This is a genomic window from Nonomuraea montanisoli, from assembly GCF_013363975.1.
GTDB lineage: Bacteria > Actinomycetota > Actinomycetes > Streptosporangiales > Streptosporangiaceae > Nonomuraea > Nonomuraea montanisoli.
In genome coordinates this window covers 1-17,283 of record NZ_JABWGN010000021.1, presented here as the reverse complement: position 1 = coordinate 17,283, position 17,283 = coordinate 1, and the positions used below count along the sequence as shown (strand labels likewise).

10 protein-coding genes are annotated in these 17,283 nt (G+C 72.9%); 5 read left to right on the top strand and 5 right to left on the bottom strand.

Annotated features, from left to right (window positions below):
- Nucleotides 1-48 precede the first annotated feature (48 nt).
- Both rny and HTZ77_RS39645 read right to left on the bottom strand, forming a co-directional pair.
- The gene (gene rny / locus HTZ77_RS39650; protein ID WP_175594922.1) at nt 49-1,665 is read right to left on the bottom strand and encodes a ribonuclease Y; all 1,617 of its coding nucleotides are present in this window, start codon (nt 1,663-1,665) and stop codon (nt 49-51) included.
- Nucleotides 1,666-2,408: 743 nt separating this feature from the next.
- Nucleotides 2,409-7,280, bottom strand: a complete 4,872-nt coding sequence (locus tag HTZ77_RS39645; RefSeq protein WP_328809047.1) for an Lhr family helicase — start codon at nt 7,278-7,280, stop codon at nt 2,409-2,411.
- Nucleotides 7,281-7,368: 88 nt separating this feature from the next.
- Here HTZ77_RS39645 and HTZ77_RS39640 point away from each other — a divergent pair, with 88 nt between their 5' ends.
- On the top strand, nt 7,369-7,857 hold the full coding sequence (locus tag HTZ77_RS39640; protein ID WP_328809046.1) for a VOC family protein: 489 nt from the start codon (nt 7,369-7,371) through the stop codon (nt 7,855-7,857).
- A 116-nt stretch (nt 7,858-7,973) separates the two neighbouring features.
- On the opposite strand, the gene HTZ77_RS39635 is transcribed toward HTZ77_RS39640, so the two are convergent.
- On the bottom strand, nt 7,974-8,168 hold the full coding sequence (locus HTZ77_RS39635; protein ID WP_175594921.1) for a hypothetical protein: 195 nt from the start codon (nt 8,166-8,168) through the stop codon (nt 7,974-7,976).
- Nucleotides 8,169-8,208: 40 nt separating this feature from the next.
- On the opposite strand from HTZ77_RS39635, the gene HTZ77_RS39630 reads away from it, so the two are divergent.
- Nucleotides 8,209-8,406, top strand: coding sequence for a DUF3046 domain-containing protein (locus HTZ77_RS39630; protein WP_407940641.1), 198 nt, complete (start codon nt 8,209-8,211; stop codon nt 8,404-8,406).
- 34 nt (nt 8,407-8,440) lie between these two features.
- Here the strand turns inward: HTZ77_RS39630 and HTZ77_RS39625 are convergent, their stop codons facing one another.
- Nucleotides 8,441-8,725, bottom strand: a complete 285-nt coding sequence (locus tag HTZ77_RS39625; RefSeq protein WP_175594920.1) for a hypothetical protein — start codon at nt 8,723-8,725, stop codon at nt 8,441-8,443.
- A gap of 355 nt (nt 8,726-9,080) precedes the next feature.
- Here HTZ77_RS39625 and recA point away from each other — a divergent pair, with 355 nt between their 5' ends.
- Complete coding sequence (gene recA / locus HTZ77_RS39620; protein ID WP_175594919.1) at nt 9,081-10,178, top strand: recombinase RecA; 1,098 nt, start codon at nt 9,081-9,083, stop codon at nt 10,176-10,178.
- 2,569 nt (nt 10,179-12,747) lie between these two features.
- A complete protein-coding gene (recX, locus tag HTZ77_RS39615) occupies nt 12,748-13,287 on the top strand; it encodes a recombination regulator RecX (RefSeq protein ID WP_235995853.1) in 540 nt (179 codons plus the stop codon).
- Nucleotides 13,288-13,509: 222 nt separating this feature from the next.
- Here recX and HTZ77_RS39610 read toward each other — a convergent pair whose 3' ends face one another.
- Entirely contained in the window at nt 13,510-14,595 is a 1,086-nt protein-coding gene (locus tag HTZ77_RS39610; protein ID WP_175594918.1) for a carboxylate-amine ligase, read from the bottom strand.
- Between the two features lie 483 nt (nt 14,596-15,078).
- Here HTZ77_RS39610 and HTZ77_RS39605 point away from each other — a divergent pair, with 483 nt between their 5' ends.
- Complete coding sequence (locus HTZ77_RS39605; protein WP_175594917.1) at nt 15,079-17,160, top strand: N,N-dimethylformamidase beta subunit family domain-containing protein; 2,082 nt, start codon at nt 15,079-15,081, stop codon at nt 17,158-17,160.
- Nucleotides 17,161-17,283: the final 123 nt, after the last annotated feature.

The following is a 17,283-nucleotide window of genomic DNA, read 5'->3' as shown; positions in this document are numbered from 1 at the left end:
GGATATCCGCACATGTCACATCCTGCCCTGCCGTCCAGGGCCGGGGGATCAGCGCGCGAACTCGGTGGCGCGCGACTCGCGGACGACCGTGATGCGGATCTGCCCCGGGTAGGTCAGCTCCTCCTCGACCTGCTTGGCCACGTCCCGGGCGATCACCTGCGCCTGGATGTCGTCGATGGCGTCGGGCTTGACCATGACCCGGATCTCCCGGCCGGCCTGCATGGCGAAGACCTTCTCCACGCCCTCGTACGACTGCGCGATCTCCTCCAGCCGCTCCAGCCGCTTGACGTACGCCTCCAGCGACTCGCGGCGCGCGCCGGGACGGCTGCCGCTGATCGCGTCGGCCGCCTGGGTGAGAACCGCTTCGACGGTGCGCACCTCGACCTCGTTGTGGTGCGCCTCGATGGCGTGGACCACGTCCTCCGACTCGCCGTATCGGCGGGCGATCTCCGCGCCGATCAGCGCGTGGCTGCCCTCGACCTCGTGCGTGAGGGCCTTGCCGATGTCGTGCAGCAGGGCGCAGCGCTTCATCAGCCGCTGGTCGAGCTTCAGCTCGGCGGCCATGATGCCGGCGATGTGCGCCGACTCGATGAGGTGCTTGAGGACGTTCTGCCCGTAGGAGGTGCGGTAGCGGAGCTGGCCGAGCAGCAGCGTCAGCTCCGGGTGCATGTCGGTGATGCCGAGCTCGACCAGCGCGTCCTCGCCGGCGCGGGCGCACAGGTCCTGCACCTCGGCGCGGCTGCGCTCGTGGGCCTCCTCGATGCGCTGCGGGTGGATGCGGCCGTCGAGCACCAGCTTCTCCAGGGTCAGCCTGGCGGTCTCCCGGCGTACCGGGTCGAAGCAGGACAGCAGGACGGCCTCAGGAGTGTCGTCGATGATGAGGTTGACGCCGGTCGTCGACTCGAACGCCCGGATGTTGCGGCCCTCACGGCCGATGATGCGGCCCTTCATCTCGTCGCCCGGCAGGTGGAGCACGCTCACCACGGACTCGGCCGTCTGCTCGGCCGCCACGCGCTGCACCGCCAGCGTCACGATCTTGGCGGCGCGCTTCTCGCCCTCCTTGCGGGCCTGGCCCTCGATCTCCCGGATGATCAGCGCGGCCTCGCGCTTGGCCTGGTTCTCGATCTCCCTGACCAGCTCGGCCTTGGCCTGGGCGGCGGTCAGCCCGGCCACCCGCTCCAGCAGGGCCCGCCGCTCGTCCTCGATCTGGAGCAGCTCGGCCTTCCGGTCGGCCAGGCGGGCCTCGTCCTCGCCCAGCTTGCGCTGCTGGTCGGCCTGCCGCCGGGCCTCCTCGTCCAGACGCTCCTCGCGCTCGGCCAGGCGGGACTCGCGGCGTTCGAGATCGGCGCGCAGCTCCTTGAGCGCGGACTTGAGGATCCGGCCCTCCTCCTCGACCTCGCGCCGCATCCGCGCGGCGCTCTCGGCCGCGGCCTCGGAGCGGCGCAGGATCTCCTCGGCGTCGGACTCGGCCTTGCCGCGGATCTCGCCGGCCTCCTGACGGGCCTGCTCCAGCTCCTCGTGGACGGCCTCGATCTGTTCGGCGGACGGCTTGCCGGACTGCGGCAGCAGACCCGAGGTGCGCCGGATCACGACCAGGAGCGCGGCGATCATGCCGAACGTGAGCAGGAGCACCGCCACCGACAGCACCACGACAAGCGGCCCCATGCGCTCCCCGCCCTCCTCGCGTCGTCAACACCCGTAAAAGCGGCCACAGAACGCGAGGGGTCACATGCGCGGCGCGGAACGCCCGATCGGCGTCATCACGACGCTGATATCAAGCCAAGGCGGAGGCCAGGCCCGGGGCCCGGCCGGGCGCCGGCCGCGACAGCCGGGGGTCTCGCCCGCCTCCATCAGTCAAGCTCGCTCGTCCGTACGTCACCGGTATGGCAATCCGCGCAGCGCGGAGTAACTCCTCACTGCCGTCGAGGTTATGCGTCGAACAAGTCACGAGCAAGCAAACGGGTTATCAAGCGTGTCTTACGGGATGGCTTCTCGCCATTCGCCCGGATATCGAGCGATCCTGGGAATTGGCTTCTGTACGGCCAGCCCCCTCGCCGCAGGCCGCGTCCCCTTTCCCCGCGTATCCTCACATAAACCACACCAGCCCCACTTTTCCCAGATTCTCCGGAAACCGGGGCCCAAAGGGACGGACGCGCCAAAACAGAGAAAGGCGGCACCCGCCCTCGGACGACACGGCTCCCAGACGCCCGCTCACCGAGCCGTCCGCCCGCCGGGCGTTCGCCAGGCACGCCTTCACAGCGCTCGCCGGGCGTTCGCCAGGCACGCCTTCACAGCTCGCCGGGCGTTCGCCGGGCACGCCGACTCAGCCCTCGCAGCGCGTTCGCCAGGCGCGCAGACCTCGGGGCCCGTCGTCTGGCCCCCAGACCCCCGGACCTCGGGGCCCGTCGTCAGGCCCGTAGGCGCAGACCTCGTGGCGTCGGGTGGAAGCCCGCCGCCTCGAGCGCCTCGGCCAAGGGCGACTCGGTGATGGAGGCGCCGTCGGCCCGCTCGACGGTCAGCTTCCCGAGCGCCCCGTCGCGTACGGCCAGGGCCAGCGCGTCCACCGCCGGCCGCAGCCGCTCGTCGTCCGTGAACGACAGCAGCGTCTTGCCGCCCCGCTCGACGTACAGCACGAGGAACCCGTCGACCAGCACCACCAACGCCCCGGCCTTGCGCCCGGGCTTGTGCCCGACGTCGCCGGGGTGCGCCGGCCACGGCAGGGCGGCCCCGTAGGGGTTGGCCGGGTCGGCCGCCGCGAGCACCACCGCCCGCCGCGTGCCCCCGCGCTCGCCGGGCCGGACACCACCGGCACGCCCGTGAGGCCCGTCGAGCGACAGGCCCGGCCCCGGCGGTTCGGCGGCGGGGGCGAGGGACGGGGCCATGGCCCGCATCCGGTCGACCGCTCCCGGCAGCGCGAACTGCGCACCCCCGAGGCTCTCGACGAAGTAGCCGCGCCGGCACCGGCCGCTCTCCTCGTACGCGCGCAGCACCTGGTAGACCGGCGAGAACCCGCCGGGCAGCCGTTCGGACGTCACCGCGCCGCGCGTCAGCACCCCGTGGCGTTCGAGCAGGGCCTCGGCCTGGGCCTGCGCCCGCTGGGTCGCGTCACCGGCGGGTGCGGGCAGCAGCCACCACCGCCCGCCCACGGTCGGCGGCCCGCTCCGCGTGGGCAGCACGGCGCGGCGGCGTCGCGTGGTGGCCGGGCGGTGCGCGGGACGCCCGGACCCCAGCGTCGCCCGCAGCGGCGCCAGCGTGTCGCCCGAGACGCGGCCGGACCACACGAGGTCCCACAGGGCCGTGGCGAGCGCCGTGTCGTCGAGCGAGCCGAGCCGGTCGGACAACCCGCGGAAGAACAGCGCCCCTCCGCCGCCGAGCGCCTCCAGCACGTGATCGTGGACCGGTGTCATGGTGATCTCGGCGGGTTCGGGCATCAGCAGGGGCGAGGTGTCGGCGAAGTAGAGCGACACCCACCCGTCGCCGCCCGGCAGCGATCCCTGTCCGGCCCAGATCACCTCGCCGGACGAGGTCAGCTCGTCGAGCAGCGCCGGATGGTAGCCGGGCACCCGCGACGGCAGCACCAGGGACTCCAGCGCCGAGGCGGGGACGGCCGCGCCCTGGAGCTGTTCGACGGCGTGGACCAGCGCGTCCATCGCCCGTGCGGCCCCGGCCGCCCCCGTCGCCCCCGTCGCCCCGGCCGCCCGCGTCGCCCCGCCGTAGCCCGTCGCCGTCCCGTCGCCCGCGAGCCCGGTCGCTCCCGGGCCTCCCGGCCCCGCCGCGCCCGCGGGGCCGGCCGAGCCGGTGATGCCGTGCCAGGCCGGCAGGAACAGGGCCAGCGTCTCGGGCGCGACCGGCTCGACCTCCTTGCGCAGCCGGGCGAGCGACCTGCGCCGCAGCATGCGCAGCACGCCGGCGTCGCACCACTCCTCGCCCCGGCCCCCGGGCCGGAACTCGCCGTTGACCACCCGCCCGGACGCGGCCAGGCGGTGCAGCGCGTCGCGCACCACGGCCACCCCCAGCCCGAACCGGGCCGCCGCCGTTCCCGCGTGGAACGGCCCCCGGGTGCGGGCGTGGCGCGCCACCAGGTCGGCCAGCGGGTCGGCGACCGGCTCCAGGAACGCGTGGGGCACCCCCACCGGCAGCGGCACGCCGAGCGCGTCGCGCATCCGCGCCGCGTCCTCGATGGCCGCCCACTGCTCCTCGCCCGCGACGCGCACCCGGATCGCCCGCCGCGCGCGTTCGAGCTCCTCCAGCCAGGCGGGGTCGCCGCCGCGCACGCTCACGTCGGGCGCGAGCAGCGGCCCGTGCGAGCGCAGCAGGTCGGCCAGGTCCTCGGCGTCACGCAGCGGCCGGTCGAGCCTGGCCAGCTCCCGCTCGGCGTCGGAGATCACGTCGGGGTCGAGCAGCTCGCGCAGGTCGGCCTGGCCCAGCAGCTCGGCCAGCAGCGAGGTGTCCAGCGCCAGCGCCTGCGCCCGCCGCTCGGCCAGCGGCGCGTCGCCCTCGTACATGAACGCGCCCACGTAGTGGAACAGCAGCGACGCCGCGAACGGCGACGCCTGCGACGTCTCCACCTCGACCACGCGCACCCGGCGGGCGGCGATGTCGCGCATCAGCCGGACCAGCCCCGGCACGTCGAACACGTCCTGCAGGCACTCGCGCATCGTCTCCAGCACGATCGGGAACGACGCGTACTTCGAGGCCACCCCCAGCAGGTGGGCCGCCCGCTGGCGCTGCTGCCACAGCGGGCTGCGCCGGCCGGGGGTGCGGCGCGGCAGCAGCAGCGCCCGTCCCGCGCACTCCCGGAACCGCGAGGCGAACATCGCCGACCCGCCCAGCTCCTCGGTGACGATCTGCTCGATCTCCTCCGGGTCGAACGCGGCGACGTCGGAGGGCGGCTCGGCCAGCGTGTCGGGGATGCGCAGCACGATGCCGTCGTCGGAGTGCACGGCCTGCACGTCGAGGCCGTAGCGCTCGTGCAGCCGCCGGTTGATGGCCAGCGCCCAGGGCGCGTGGACGCGGGCGCCGTACGGGGAGTGGATCACCACCCGCCAGTCGCCCAGCTCGTCGTGGAAGCGCTCGACCACGAGGGTGCGGTCGTCGGGGACGTAGCCGGTCGCCTCGCGCTGCTCGGCCAGGTAGGACCGGAGGTTGGCGGCGGCGTACTCGTCGAGCCCGGCGGCCCGCGCGCGCCCGTCCGAGCCGTCGGCGGCCTGCTCGCGCAGGAACGCGCCGATGGCCCTGCCCAGCTCGGCCGGCCGGCCCGGGGCGTCGCCGTGCCAGAACGGCAGCTTGCCCGGCTGGCCGGGAGCCGGGGAGACGAGGACGCGGTCGGCCGTGATGTCCTCGATGCGCCACGACGTCGCGCCGAGCACGAACACGTCGCCGACCCGCGACTCGTAGACCATCTCCTCGTCCAGCTCGCCGACCCGCGAGGCCTTCTCGCCGACCAGGAACACGCCGAACAGGCCGCGGTCGGGGATGGTGCCGCCGTTGGTGACGGCCAGCCGCTGGGCGCCCGGGCGTCCGCGCAGGGTGCCCGTCACCCGGTCCCACACGACGCGCGGGCGCAGCTCGGCGAACTCCTCGCTCGGGTAGCGGCCGGCCAGCATGTCGAGCGTGGCCTCCAGCGCGGTGCGCGGCAGCGTGGCGTAGGGGGCGGCACGCCTGACCACGGCCTCCAGCTCGTCGACCGTCCACTCGTCGAGGGCGGTCATCGCCACGATCTGCTGGGCGAGCACGTCGAGGGGGTTGCGGGGGTAGCGCAGCTCCTCGATCTCGCCGTTCTTCATGCGCTCGGCGACCACCGCGGTCTGGACGAGGTCGCCGCGGTACTTGGGGAAGATCACGCCCTTGGAGACGGCGCCCACCTGGTGCCCGGCCCGGCCGATGCGCTGCAGGCCGCTCGCCACGCTGGGCGGCGCCTCGACGCAGGCGACCAGGTCGACGGCGCCCATGTCGATGCCCAGCTCCAGGCTGGAGGTGGCGACCACGGCGGGCAGCCGGCCCGACTTGAGCGCCTCCTCGATCTGCGCCCGCTCCTCCTTGGAGACGGACCCGTGGTGAGCGCGGACGATCTCGGTCGTCACGCCCTTGCTCGCGCCGGCCTGGGCCATCATCTCGGCGGGCGTCCGCCGGACCGGCGCGCCGCCCGCCGGGCGCCCGCCCGCGTCCTCGTCCTCGGCCGGGGCGGTCTCCCAGATCGACAGGTCGACGGTGTCGGCGCCGTACGCGCGCTCGTAGGCCAGCTCGTTGAGCCGCGTGCACAGGCGCTCGGCCAGCCGCCGGGAGTTGGCGAACACGATCGTGGAGCTGTGGGCCCCGATGAGGTCGAACAGCCGGTCCTCCACATGCGGCCAGATGGAACGGCTCGCGGGATCGGGCGTCAGGTCGCCCCCGCCGTCGCCGTCGTCGCGGCGCGGCGCGCCCTCCATCTCCGTCATGTCCTCGACCGGGACGACGACGTCGACCTCGATGCGCTTGTCGGAGGGCGGCTGCACCACGGTCGCCGGCCGGGAGCCGCCCAGGAACGCCGCCACCTCGCTGACCGGCCGGACCGTCGCCGACAGGCCGATCCGCTGGGCGGGCCGGTCGAGCAGCGCGTCGAGCCGTTCGAGGCTGAGCGCGAGGTGGGCGCCGCGCTTGGTCGCCGCGACGGCGTGCACCTCGTCGATGATCACCGTGCGCACGTCGCGCAGCGCCTCGCGCGCCTGGCTGGTGAGCAGCAGGAACAGCGACTCGGGGGTCGTGATGAGGATGTCGGCCGGCCGGGCGGCGAACCGCCTGCGGTCCTCGGCGGGGGTGTCGCCGGACCGGATGGCCACCGAGATCTCGGGCACGGGCAGGCCGAGCCGCCGGGCCGTCTGCTTGAGCCCGGTCAGGGGGGCGCGGAGGTTGCGCTCGACGTCCACGGCCAGCGCCTTGAGCGGCGAGACGTAGAGCACCTTCGTGCCGCTTCGGGGAGGAGTGTCATCCTTGCCGCCGCGCCCGCCACGCCCGCCGCTGCGACGCCGCCCGGACGGCGAGCCCGGCTCCGCGCCCTCGGCGTGCTCGGTGCTTTCGGCGCTCTTGGCGGCCTCGGCGTGCTCGGCGTGCTCGGCGGCCAGCCGGTCGAGCGACCACAGGAACGCGGCCAGCGTCTTGCCGGAGCCCGTCGGCGCGACGACCAGCGTGTTGTCACCCCGGGCGATGGAACGCCACGCGCCCTCCTGGGCGGTCGTGGGCGCGACGAAGGCCCCGGAGAACCACTCCCTGGTCACCTGGCTGAAATGGTCGAGCGAGCTCACCTGCCCATAGTGCCTCGCCGTACCGACAGAAAACGCATTGTGGCCGCCCAGGGTGGTTGAGCGGCACGCAGGCGGACATAGAGCGACCGTGAGCATCGACAACACAGCCATGGACGCGCGCCGTGACGAGATCAGGGAGCGCCACCTCTTACCGCGCCGGCCTCCCAGCAGCGCCCGCGGCCTGCACCACTTCGCTCTGGTGTCGTCGGACGTGGAGCGGACCATCCGGTTCTACCAGGAGCTTCTGGAGTTCCCGCTCACAGAGATCTTCGAGAACCGCGACTACAAGGGCTCCAGCCACTTCTTCTTCGACGTCGGCAACGGCAACCTGCTGGCGTTCTTCGACTTCCCGGGGCTCGACCTCGGCCCGTACCAGGAAGTGCTCGGCGGACTGCACCACATCGCGATCTCCGTCGACCCGGCCACGTGGGAGCGCCTGCGCGGGAAGCTGGAGATGGCCGGCGTGCCGCACCAGATCGAGAGCGGCGCCTCCATCTACTTCCGCGACCCCGACGGCGCCCGCCTGGAGCTGCTCGCCGACCACCTCGGCGAGATGTACGGCTCACGCGTGCTCTGACCTCACGTGACGCCGCGCCGGTTCCCTCCGACCGCCGCCCCGCCCGCGGTTCCCCGAACTCGCACGGGACCCGCGTCGCCGGCCGGCCTGGCACCGGTTGGGTGACCGGGTACGGGCTATCGCCGCGACGCCCGGCGCGTCCTCGGCAGGCCCACGCGCGGTTCGCGCCTGATGCCGGCGTGCCGCTCGGACCTGTCCGCCTTCTCCTTCTGCACGGCCAACCGCTGTGCCAGCCGTAACGCGCGGCGCCTGACGCGGTTCGCCTTGATCTCGGCGGTCTTCGGGGGCGAGGGTTTGTGAGTCTTGGCCATGGGTCTGTCCTACCCATGGCGCCGGTGGTCCCATACTTGAATGATGCGGTTGACCGAGTTCTGGAGACGGATGCGCGCCCACTTCGGCGACACCTATGCCGACTCCTGGGCCCGTGACTACGTGCTGGCACCGCTGGACGGCCGCACGGTCACGCAGGCGCTGGCCGAGGGCGAGAGCGCCAAGACCGTCTGGCGGGCGGTCTGCCAGGTGGAGGACGTGCCGCCGCAGCTGCGCTGACCTGAGACCGCCGCCGCCGGGCTCCGGGTTCGTCTCAACGGGACTTCGCGTGGGGCGGCGCGTCGAGCGTCTGCCGCAACGCGCCGGCCGTGCGCGCCAGCTCGTCCACGCGCCCCTGACCTCCGGGCGCCCACAGGAAGATCCATCCTCCGCGCGAGGGCGTGGCGAAGATGATCGTCTGCCGCCCGGTCTGCGGATGCCACACCCAGAGCATCGGATCGTCGCCGCCGATCATGCGGCTCACCAGCCCCTGCTCGGGCAACAGCTCGGCAAGAGCCTCCAGATGGGCGCGCCGCTCCCCGGTGTACGTGTCTGACACGTCGCCGCCTCCAACCCTCTACCCTTGGGTCTCCCCAGCTCAAGACGGCTGACAACACGCCGGCCGCAAACCACTGCACATGCGGGCGAACCAGGACGTACCGTCGCGACACGCTCACACAGCGCCCCGACGGGACGCCGGAACATGCCCGGCCGCCACCTGCCAGACGCGCTCCGGCCCGGCGCGGAGCGTCGCGGCCCCGAAGCCGCGTGTTACCGATGTGATCGAACAGCCGTTCGGCTACCATGGAGAACGCCGGGGACCCCGCCTCCCCGACACTCCGCAGAAAATGTCGGTGGCAGGCCGTAGCTTTCACTCGACTGAATCGGACCACGACCCTTCAGGGGGAGCTCCCATGGCTATCAACGACCGCGAGAAGGCCCTCGAGACCGCCCTCGCCCAGATCGAGCGGCAGTTCGGCAAGGGCTCCGTCATGCGCCTCGGCGATGACGCCAGGGCTCCCATCGAGGTGATCCCCACCGGCTCGATCTCCCTCGACGTGGCGCTGGGCATCGGAGGTCTGCCCCGTGGCCGCATCGTCGAGATCTACGGTCCGGAGTCGTCCGGTAAGACCACGATCGCCCTGCACGCGGTGGCCAACGCGCAGCGGGCGGGCGGCATCGCGGCGTTCATCGACGCCGAGCACGCGCTCGACCCCGAGTACGCCAAGAAGCTGGGCGTCGACACCGACGCGCTGCTCGTCTCCCAGCCCGACACCGGTGAGCAGGCGCTGGAGATCGCCGACATGCTGATCCGGTCCGGCGCCGTCGACATCATCGTCATCGACTCGGTGGCCGCGCTGGTGCCCAAGGCCGAGATCGAGGGCGAGATGGGCGACAGCCACGTGGGTCTGCAGGCCCGCCTCATGTCCCAGGCGCTGCGCAAGGTCGCCGGCGCCCTCAACAGCACCGGCACCACCGCCATCTTCATCAACCAGCTGCGCGAGAAGATCGGCGTCATGTTCGGCTCGCCCGAGACCACGACCGGTGGTAAGGCGCTCAAGTTCTACGCCTCGGTCCGCATGGACATCCGCCGCATCGAGACCCTCAAGGACGGCACGGAGGCGGTCGGCAACCGCACCCGCGTCAAGGTCGTGAAGAACAAGATGGCCCCGCCCTTCCGGGTGGCCGACTTCGACATCCTCTACGGCGTGGGCATCTCCCGCGAGGGCGGCCTGATCGACATGGGCGTGGAGCACGGCTTCGTCCGCAAGTCCGGCGCCTGGTACACCTACGAGGGCGACCAGCTCGGCCAGGGCAAGGAGAACGCGCGCAACTTCCTGAAGAACCACCCCGACATGGCCAACGAGATCGAGAAGAAGATCAAGGACAAGCTGGGTGTCGGCCCGCGCCTCGACGCCCCCGCCGAGGCCGCCCCGCCGGCGCCGCCCGCCCCCGCCGCCACGGGCCGCGGCTCCAAGGCCGCCGCCGCGCCGAAGCCCGGTGACGTCTGATCGGTCATCCCCCCATGAGTGAACACCGGCCATCGGCAGCGCCATGAGCGGCGACGACCAGGCGCCCCACGATCGCGACTGGGGCGCCTGGCCAGACCTCCCGCCCTCCCCCACCGACCGCAAGGGCAGACGCGGCCGACGAGATTCGACGGCCGGCGCGGGGGCGGAGTCAGGCTCGGGGTCGAGGTCAGGCTCGGAGGCAGAGTCGGAGTCGGAGTCGAACTCGGACTCGCCATCCGATTCGTCCCGCTCCGGACTGACGCCCGGCTCCCGTTCCGGCTCGTCGGCTGCATCCCGTTCGCGCTCGTCCGGCTCGCGGTCCGGTTCGGCCGGGTCCCGTTCAGGTTCGCCGTCGGGCTACCGTTCCGGCCGCCGGTCGGGGGCCGACTGGAACCAGAGCCAGGACGGGGCGAGCGGCCGGAGGCGAGACGCCTCGTCCGGCGACGGCACGGACGCTCCGCGAGGCCAGGCGTGGGGCGAAGCACGCGACCAGGGCCGGCGCACCCAGAGCCGACGCGCTCAAGGCCGACGTACTCAAGGCCGGCGTACTCAGGAGCAGCGCGATCAGGCGGCCGATACCTCACCGTCCGTGGACGGTCGGCCGTCCGTGAACGGCCGGCCCTCGGTGAACGGCCGGCCCTCGGTGAACGGCCGGCCCTCGGTGAACGGCTGGCCCTCCGTGGCCGAGTGGCAGGAACAACGCGCCCAACGCGCAGCCTCCACCCCCCAGGACCCGCACAACCAAGATCACGAACAGCCCTCGCATGACGGGGACACGCGCCTTCACCCCCGGCCCAGCACCGCCGGCCACCCGACAGCCCCCTCAGACACATCCGACCAAGCCGAACCCACCCACGACAGAGGAGTCGAGCGGTCCCCCGCTCTCTCCTGGGATGCCCAGCCCTCTCCGGGCATCGGCAAGTCGTGGGCAGGCACCGGTTCGGAGCATGCGTGGGATCCGGAATCCCAGGCCGCTCCCCCCTCCTGGGCGGCGGAACCGTCGTGGGCAGCGGAGTCGTCGTGGGCGCCCGAGCCCCCGAAGCCTGAGTCGAAGCCGCGGCCACGCGACGCTCAATCTTCCCGTGGGGCCGAGCCGTCGTGGACGTCCGAGCCTTCGAAGCCCGCATGGGATCCGGAACCGCAGGGCGCTCAGCCCGCCCGGGGAAGCGAGCCGTCGTGGACGAACGCGCCTTCGGGGTTTTCCTGGGAGCCGGAACCGCAGAAGGCTCACCCTTTCTGGGAGAGCGCACCGCCACAGGCAACCGCCCCCTCAGTGCCTTCCTGGGAGCCAGAACCGCAGGAGACTCATCCGTTCTGGGGGCGCACGCCCTCGCAGGCAACCGCCCCCTCGAACGCCGCGCAGGGATCGGAGCCGCAGGACGCTCAACACTCTCGTGGAAGCGAACCGTCGTCGGTGACTGAACCATCGCGGCTTTCCTGGGAGCCGAACGCGCAGGACACTCACCCCTTCTGGGGAAGCACGCCCTCGCAGGCAACCGACCCCGCGCCCCTTCCATCGGGACCGGAGCCGCAGGACGCTCAGCACGCTCGTGAAAGCGCACCGATGTGGGACGACGAGCCATCCTCTACTACCGGCATGCCCCAGGAGGCCATGGCCCCCTCTGCGGGGGAACCGCCCCTCGACCCCGACCGCTCTTCCGCCTCCGAGGCGACCGCGGTCACCGACCACCCCGCGAACGGGGAATCCCCCTCGGGCAGCGAGCCCACCGCCCGCCGAGAGTCCCCTTCGGGCAGCGAACCCACTGTCCGCCGAGAGTCCCATGCGGTCGGGGAACCTGACACGAGCGGACAGCCCATGACAGGCCAGGCGTCCATCGTCGGCCGCGACTACACCACGAGCCAAGACCACACCGCCGGCCGGGAGCCCAGCACCAACGAAGAACCGACCGCAGACCGGGAGCCCACCACCAGCGAGGAGCCCACCGCGAGCGGAGAAGCCACCGCCGGCGGTGCGCTGCCCCCGGGTGCCGAGCATTCGACTGGCGGTCCGGAAGGATCTTCCACCGACCTCGGCAGCGCGGAAGGGGCGATTGCGGACCCCGGCAGCCCGGAAGAAGCCCCCACCGACTCCAGCCACCCCCACGGGTCCCCCACCGACGCCGGCGATCTGGAAGAGACACCCGCGGACTCCCCCAGCATGGAGGAACCCCCCACCCACTCCGGCCGCCCGCAGAGGCCCTTCACCACCGCCCGCAGCCTGGAAGGAACATCCGCGCACTCCCCCGACCTGGAAGAAGCCCCCAGCGACTCCAGCCACCCGCACGGGCCCCCCACCGGCTCCGACGGTATGGACGCGGTCCCCGACAGCTCGGGCGATCCGCAGGGCTCATCCGCCGACTGGACGCCCTGGTTTGCGCGGTCCGAGTCGGACAGCGGAACGGCCGGGGAGAACGCCGAAGCGCCCTCGCATGGGTGGGCCGGTGACAGCGGGGACGACGGCGCATCCGGGCCCCGCACGAAGGGACGAGGGCGCCGGTCCGGAAAGGGACGCTCACGGGACAACCGTGGAGGGCGCGGACAGCGGTCCACCGGGACGGACCGGGGATGGTTGCCGGACGGCCCCGACGAGGGCTCGCCCGCGGCAGCCGCACCACAGGCCGACCCCGAGGCGGTCGCGCGAGCCATCTGCCTGCGGTTGCTCACGATGGCGCCCAAGACGCGCGCTCAGCTCGCCGAGGCACTGCGCAAGCGTGACGTACCCGACGAAGCTGCGCAGACCGTGCTCGACCGGTTCTCCGAGCTGGGCCTGATCAACGACGAGGCGTTCGCCGAAGCCTGGGTCGACTCACGTCACCACGGTCGCGGCCTGGCCAGGCGCGCCCTGGCCGCCGAACTGCGCCACCGCGGCGTCGACTCCGAGACGGTGAACGAGGCCGTGGAGCGGCTCGACCCCGACCAGGAAGCCGAGACGGCCCGCCGCCTCGTGGACCGCAAGCTCGCCTCCACCCGCAACCTCGACTCCCAGACCCGCACCCGCCGCCTCGCCGGCATGCTGGCCCGGAAGGGCTACCCCTCCGGCCTCGCCTTCCGCGTCATCAAGGAAGCGCTGGAGCAGGAGGGCGTGGAAGTGGAGGAAGACTACCCCTAGAGGGATGGCTCCTCCCGGAGGAACAACTCCTCGCACGGACGGCACCCCACGCGAACGACTCTCCACGTGGGCGCGGCTCCCCCATGTGGACGGGGCCCGTGTGGACGACTCCCCGCGTGGATGAGGCCCCGCGTGGACGACTCCCCACGTAGATGAGGTCCCGGGAGGCGCCACCCGACACCGGGCGCCTTGCCGACAGGGGCATCGGCGGCGCGTCGCGGGTCAGGCGGTGGTGGCCCGGATCAAGTCGTCCACCACGCTGGTGAGGTCTCCGGTGGCCGCGTGCATGCGGAGTTGGCGGATGGCGCCCGAACCCCTTCGGAGCAGCCGGCCCAGGCCGTCCTGGACGAGTTCAAGGTCGCCGGACTCGGCCAGCGCGGACCGTACGTGGTTCAGGAGGCGGCAGGCCAGTACGGGCGCGGGGACGAGAGCCCCCGTACGCAGGTCCAGGCTGTCGCCGGCGAGCCCGTCGCGCGCGGCGCGCCAGTAGGCGGCCCGCAGCACCTCCGGCGGCACGGGCAGTCCCCGGTCGCCGTCGGCGACGTCGCGCAGGGCCGTCACGACGAGGGCGCGCACCAGGCCGGCCAGGGTGGCGCTGTCGCCCACGTCCAGCGGCACGTCCGTGACGCGCACCTCGACGGTCGGGAGCCGGGGCGACGGGCGCACGTCCCAGAACACCGTGCGCCGGTCCATCAGCGCCCCCGACTCCGTCAGCGCTTCCAGCGTCCGCTCGTAGGCGGCATACGAGGGGAAGTACGGCGGGGCGCCGGAGACGGGCCAGCGACCCCAGCTGATCACCCGCCAGGAGGCGTATCCCGTGTCGCGGCCCGCGAAGAACGGCGAGTTGGCGGCCAGCGCGATCAGCGTGGGCAGCCAGGGGCGAAGATGGTTGGCCACGTAGACGGCGTGCTCGTCGTCCGGCACGTCCACGTGGACGTGGAGGGCACAGATGCTGATCTCGTCCTGGAGGGCGCGGTAGAGCTCACGGCCGTGCTCGTAGCGGGCGTCGTCGCCGAGCGGGGGCCGGGCGACGTCGCCGAGGACCGGGCTGCCGCTGGCCATCACGGACAGGCCGCACGACCGCGCCGCCCCGGCCACGTCCTTGCGGGTCAGGCGCAGGTCGGTGGCCAGCGCGTCCAGATCGGACGTCGGCGCCGTGCGGGCCTCCACCTGGAAGCGGGTGATCTCCTGGTCGACGTCGAGCGTCCCGGAGGCTCTGGCCAGGACCTCGGCCGCCCGGGGAACGACCTGACGGGTGCGCGGGTCTACGACGAGATACTCTTCCTCGATCCCGATCAGCAAAGCCACGACCACCTCACAGCGCGTTCAGGGAACCACCTCCGTACCGTTCTTTTGTGGTTTGTGCCCGTTGGTGCGCCCAAGCGAACCGCATCACCGATCTCCGCCCGCGCCCCCCTCGCCGCCGTCTCTGCTTCTTCTTTCTTCTTTTACGGCCGGCCCGGGAAGGCCCACCCGCCGCACGGGGCCGGCCCCCGTCCGGGGGCACGCTCCTCCGGTTCCCCGGCTTGCCGCCGTGACGTGCGCCTTCTGGGCCGTCCACGTGGCAACCCCGGCACCACGGACGCCTCCACCAAGACACCGGGCCACAGTCCTCAGGAGTCGCGGGAAACCGCTTACTCTTGTGCGGGCCCGCCGGTCGTGGAAAACTGCCGACCAGACATAACTGTTAAGAATCCTTCCAGTAAGCGTGGCATGGCATCCCCGTCCCCCCTTTCCCGAGGGAGCTTCGAAGCGCATGGAGAACCCCCCGACCGAGACGACGCCCGTCGCATGACCGTGTGGGCCTACGCCCGGGCGACCTCGTGCGCGCAGGGCGGCACGCTGCCCTTCGTCGTCTCCGGGACCGCGCCGGTCGAGGTGGCCGACGTGGCGAGCGACCGGGTGGTGTTCACCGGGGTCGCGACGCCCGGCTGGGAGCTGGAGGTCGGCGCCGACTGGCCCAGCTCGCTCTACCGGGCGCGGTTCGGGCCCGAGGTGCCATGGCCGCAAGGGCTGCCGGGCGAGGCGCCGTGCCCGGACAACGAGGTCTTCTTCGTGGTCCGGGAGGCGGTTCCGGCCGCGCCGATCCTGGTCAGTGTGCCGTTCGCCACCTGGCAGGCGTACAACAGGGCGGGCATGCCGGGGCAGGGCCTCTACTGGACCGAGTCGCCGGTGCGCGCGGGCCGCGTGAGCTTCGACCGGCCGGGCGGCGGCCCCTGTCCGGAGCGATGGGAGTTCGGCCTGATCCGGTGGCTGCGGCCGGCCGGCTACGACGTCGCGTACTGCTCGAACCTCGACCTCGACCTCGACCTCGACTTCGGGCCGGATCTGCTGGCGCGGCGTCGCGTTCTCGTCGTGAACGGCCACGACGAGTACTGGTCGGACGGGATGCGCGACGCGGTCGAAGGGTTCGTCCGGCGCGGCGGGAACCTGGCCGTCTTCTCCGGCAACACCGCGTGGTGGCGGATCCGGCTGGAGGACGGCGGACGGACGATGGTGTGCCACCGCGACGCGCTGTGCGACCCCGTGGACGACCCCCGGCTCGCGACCGTCGAGTGGTCGTCCGCCGGCCGGCCCGAGAACGCGCTCACCGGCGTCAGCTTCCGCGCCGGGGCGGGGACATGGGGGCCGGACATGGGGCGCATGCTGGACGAGTCCTACACGGCGCGCTTCGCCGGCCACTGGGTGTTCGAGGGGACGGGGCTGAAGGACGGCGACCCGTTCGGGCAGGGGTGCCTGGGCTACGAGACCGACGCGGCCGAGATCGAGGAGATCGGCGGCGTGCCCCGGGCCACCTGCCGCGACGGGACACCCGCGTCGTTCGTCGTGCTGGCCACGGCGGACCTGCGGCACTGGAGCGCCTACGGCCAGGGCGGGGCGGCCACCATGGGGATCTTCACGAGCGACCTGGGCACCGTGTTCAACGCGGCCACGGTCAACTGGGGCAACACCCTGCACGACCCGGTCGTGGAGCGCGTCACCCGCAACGTGCTCGACCGCTTCAGCGGCGCGACGCCTGCCCCCGCGTGGGAGGTCGTCGGGCCCGCCGGGACGGACGTCCGGGCGCTGGCGGTCCGCGATCGGACGCTGTACGCGGTGGACGGGTCGGGGGCGCTGCTGCGGCGGGAGCTGTGCGGGCAGAACCTCCCGTGGGAGTCCGCCGGGGGCGGCGGGGCCGTCGGCACCGCCACCCAGGCTGCCGGGGTCGCCGGGGCTGCCCGCGCTCTCGGCGCTGCCGGGGCCGTCGACGTCAGCGCGGTCGCTGGGGACGTTGTCGCGCTGGCCGTGCCGAGGGAGGCCGCGGCGGGGTTCCCCGTGGGACTGTACGGGCTGACCGACGCCGGGCGGCTCGTCCGGTGGAACGGCGGGCACGGCGGCGACGGCAGGAACCGCGGGAACGGCGGGAACGGCGGGAACGGGGGCAACGGGGGCAACGGGGGCAACGGCGGTACACGCATGGGCAGCGGAGACAGCGAGGGCGTCTGGGTGGACCTCGGGGCCGCGCCCTCGGGGGCGACGGGGCTGGCGATCGCCGACTGCACGTTCTACGCGGCGACGGAGGGCGGCGAGCTGTGGCGGCGGCCGTTCGCTTCCCAGGGGTGGGAGCAGGCTGATGCGATCCGACCGGCCGATGGCGCCCCAGGGAACTTCCGGGTGCGCGGGCTGGCGGCCATGAACGGGCGGCTGTTCGCGGGGCTCGCCGACGGCCGGGTCCTCACCTCACTGCCCGGCGGCCCCTGGGAGGAGTACGACGTGACGCTCGTCGCGGCCGTGTTCACGGCACACGCGGGCGCGCTGCTGGCGGCCGGCCGCGCAACTCCGCTCAGCCGCCACGTTCTTCGCCGCCGTCACCAGGGCGTTCACCGCCACTAGGGCCTGTCTCGAAGTGTTGATCAACGGCGTGTCGTAGCCGGATAAGCAAAGAGGTCTCCGGTAAAGGGTTCAACGACCAAGAAGAACCTGTACCCGGAGACCTCGTGGCCACCTTAGCGGTGA